The following is a 3,542-nucleotide window of genomic DNA, read 5'->3' as shown; positions in this document are numbered from 1 at the left end:
AATCATCGACTTTGTCGATGATTTAAAAGCAAAAAATATTACTGTTATAGATGTATCTAAGCGGTCAACCATTACCGACACTATGATCATTTGTACTGGTACATCGAAAACACACGTTCGATCTATTGGTGAGCACGTAATCGTGTCAGCAAAAAATGCTGGCGTGCAACCTCTTGGGGTCGAAGGTCGTGACAGCAGTGAATGGGTATTAGTTGATTTAGGCTCAGTTATTTTGCATGTGATGCAAGAACAAACTCGTGATTACTACGAGCTGGAAAAACTTTGGTCTGAACACAGCGTCTAATGAAGTTACAGCTTATTGCCGTTGGCACCAAAATGCCCGATTGGGTAACCCGAGGCTTCGAAGAATACCAACGCCGTTTCCCTAGAGATATGGCTTTGGAACTCATCGAAATCCCAGCAGGGAAACGCGGGAAAAATGCTGATATCGCCCGAATTTTACACAAGGAAGGCGAGTTAATGCTAGCGGCAGTAGCAAAAGGTAACCACATTGTCAGCTTAGATTTACCCGGTAAAAACTGGACAACACCAGAACTTGCCGAGCAAATGACAAAGTGGCAACTAGATGGTAGAGATGTCAGCTTACTTATTGGTGGCCCAGAAGGACTTTCACCTGCTTGTAAAGAGGCGGCCAACCAAAGCTGGTGTTTATCTGCCCTAACCTTACCTCATCCTTTGGTTAGGGTTATTGTTGCAGAAAGCCTATATCGAGCTTGGAGCGTCAATAACAATCATCCGTATCACAGAGAATAAACTTAGTCGCATGAATAACTAAGCTTATCGATAATGATTATCATGCAACTCTTTTTTTCATGTTCAACAGCTGATACTGTGACCTTCTATAATTCAACCTTTCATTCGGTAACGACGGAGATGGCATAAGTGTCGCCAAAAAAGCGCATTACCATGCATGATCACGCCGCAGAGGCAGCGCTATTTAAACGCCGTGCATTATTCACTTTTATTTGCGTATTCTTACTACTCTGCATCTTATTTTCGAATCTTTATCATCTTCAAGTTGTCTCTTACAAAGACTATGAAACTCGTTCAAATGATAACCGTATCCGTGTGGTTCCGACTCCACCTAGCAGAGGGTTAATTTACGACCGTCATGGCGTACTATTAGCCGAAAACCAACCTTATTATTCTTTAGAACTAATCCCAGAAAAAGTCGATGATATTACTGCGACTTTAGACGAGCTTAATACCTTCATTGAACTATCTGAAGATGAGCGCGAAACTATCACTGAAACCTTAAAGTTTCATCGTCGATTTAAGCCGTTAACCATTAAAAGTAAATTAACCGACGAACAAGTCGCCATTTTTAGTGTTAATCAATATAAATTTCCTGGCATTTATGTTGAAGCAGGTCTTAAACGTCATTACCCCTATAATGCACTAATGACTCATGTATTGGGCTATGTCGGCAAAATTAATAGCCGTGATAAGGCCTTACTTGAAAAAAGCAGTCAGTGGAAAAACTATGCTGCAACTAAAGATATTGGTAAGCAAGGCATTGAAAAATTCTATGAAAGTTTACTTCATGGCATCCCTGGTCACCTCGAAGAAGAAGTCAATAATCGTGGCAGAGTGATCCGCACGCTTAAAGTTACCCCGCCAACACCAGGACAAGATATCTATCTCACACTGGATCTCAAACTACAGCAAAAAGCCATGGAGCTGCTTGCCGGCCGTAAAGGATCCGTAGTCGCCATAGACCCAAGAGATGGCGGTGTTTTAGCTATGATTTCAAGCCCATCATATGACCCGAACCCTTTTGTTCACGGCATTAGTTCTAAAGCTTATAATGACCTATTGAACGATAAATCACGGCCACTAATTAACCGGTCAACCCAAGGGCAATATTCCCCAGCGTCAACCATCAAACCGCATGTTGCGTTACTCGGTTTAGAAGAACAAATCATTAACGAACGCACGCGCATTTGGGATCCGGGCTATTGGCAAATGCCAGGGGTCGATCGCAAGTGGGGCGATTGGAAAAAATGGGGTCATGGCTGGGTAGATATCTATCATGCGATTGTCGACTCTTGTGATATTTTCTTTTATGACCTCGTCTATAAGGTTGGCATTGATAGAATGGCAATTTTTATGGACCGTTTTGGATTTGGCAAAAGTACTGGCATTGATATTTTTGAAGAATCGGATGGCGTTATGCCATCTCGAGACTGGAAAAGAATGAGATACAATCAGCCTTGGTATAATGGCGATACTATTTCGGTCGGTATTGGCCAGGGTTATTGGACTACTACCCCCTTACAGCTTGCTAATGCCGTGACTATCATGGCAAATAAAGGTAAGCGCTTTACGCCTCATCTATTAAAATCATTTAAAAACAGTACCGTTAAAATTGATACGCCCATTGATGAGCAAGCCCCAATAGAGCTTAAAAATCCACGCAATTGGGACATCATTAATGAGGCTATGCGTCAAACAGCCGACAAATCTCGCTTTACAGATGCCACCTATACTGCAGCAATGAAGACAGGTACAGCACAAGTATTTAGTGTAGCCAAAGATCAAAAATACAATGCCGACACTATCGCAGAACACTTGCGCGATAATGCATTAGTTGTTGCTTACGCACCTTATGAAAACCCTCGTATTGTTTTAGCAGTCGTGTTAGAAAATGCCGGTTGGGGTGGCGCCAATGCCGGCCCGCTAGCACGAGCATTGCTCGATGAGTATATTTTACGAGACGAATGGACGGTAAAACCGTGAATAATCATGCATATCAAAAATCGTTTTGGCAAAAAATACACTTAGATGTGCCATTACTCATCGGCATCATTATCTTAATGAGCTTTGGTCTTTTTGTAATTTATTCTGCCAGTGGCGAAGACCCTGCAATGATGGAGCGCCAACTGGTGCGCATGGCGTTGTCGTTGGGCGTGATGTTTTGCTTTGCACAAGTAAATCCTGAAATTCTCAGACGTTGGGCGTTGCCTATCTATCTTGCTGGGGTAGCATTACTCATTGGTGTTGAACTTTTCGGCACGATTAATAAAGGCGCTCAGCGCTGGCTAAACTTAGGTTTTATGGAATTTCAACCATCGGAACTTATCAAGCTAGCCTTCCCCATTACCATGGCGTGGTATATCAGCAAGTTTCCACTGCCACCCAAAAAGCGTTATCTGGCCGGTGGCGTTATAATCCTACTGATCCCAACATTACTCATTGCTAAACAACCAGACTTAGGTACCTCTATTTTGGTCGCGGCTTCTGGGGTATTCGTGTTGTTTTTATCCGGTATGAGTTGGTTAATTGTAGGCGGCTTTGTTACCGCCATTTTGATCTTTTTACCCGTTCTATGGTTTTTCTTGATGCACGATTATCAACGCACTCGAGTATTAACCTTGTTTAATCCTGAGCAAGATCCTCTCGGTGCGGGTTATCATATTATCCAATCTAAAATTGCCATTGGTTCTGGTGGGCTTTGGGGCAAAGGTTGGCTTGATGGGACGCAATCACAATTAGAGTTTTTACCAGAGCGACATACCGAC

4 protein-coding genes are annotated in these 3,542 nt (G+C 42.7%); all 4 read left to right on the top strand.

All coding sequences use genetic code 11. The annotated features are described in order from the left end of the window. The first annotated feature begins 1 nt into the window (after position 1). Positions 2–304, top strand: a complete 303-nt coding sequence (rsfS, locus tag H5202_RS19300; protein WP_182773490.1) for a ribosome silencing factor — start codon at positions 2–4, stop codon at positions 302–304. Next, positions 304–774, top strand: coding sequence for a 23S rRNA (pseudouridine(1915)-N(3))-methyltransferase RlmH (rlmH, locus tag H5202_RS19295; protein WP_101088699.1), 471 nt, complete (start codon positions 304–306; stop codon positions 772–774). Before rsfS ends, rlmH begins: the two co-directional genes overlap by 1 nt. A gap of 129 nt (positions 775–903) precedes the next feature. Continuing rightward, the gene (mrdA, locus tag H5202_RS19290) at positions 904–2,760 is read left to right on the top strand and encodes a penicillin-binding protein 2 (protein WP_182773489.1); all 1,857 of its coding nucleotides are present in this window, start codon (positions 904–906) and stop codon (positions 2,758–2,760) included. Next, on the top strand, positions 2,742–3,542 hold an 801-nt coding region (locus H5202_RS19285), incomplete at its 3' end, for an FtsW/RodA/SpoVE family cell cycle protein (RefSeq protein WP_220493936.1). The genes mrdA and H5202_RS19285, both read left to right, overlap by 19 nt.

The organism is Shewanella sp. SG41-4, assembly GCF_014164505.1.
GTDB lineage: Bacteria > Pseudomonadota > Gammaproteobacteria > Enterobacterales > Shewanellaceae > Shewanella.
Note: the sequence above shows the minus strand (reverse complement) of the source record. Positions and strands in the feature narration are given on the sequence as shown.

What these genes read in the sequence shown, in the direction of transcription:
- rlmH (WP_101088699.1), top strand. Translation starts at nt 304, where the DNA reads ATGAAGTTACAGCTTATTGCCGTTGGCACCAAAATGCCCGATTGGGTA.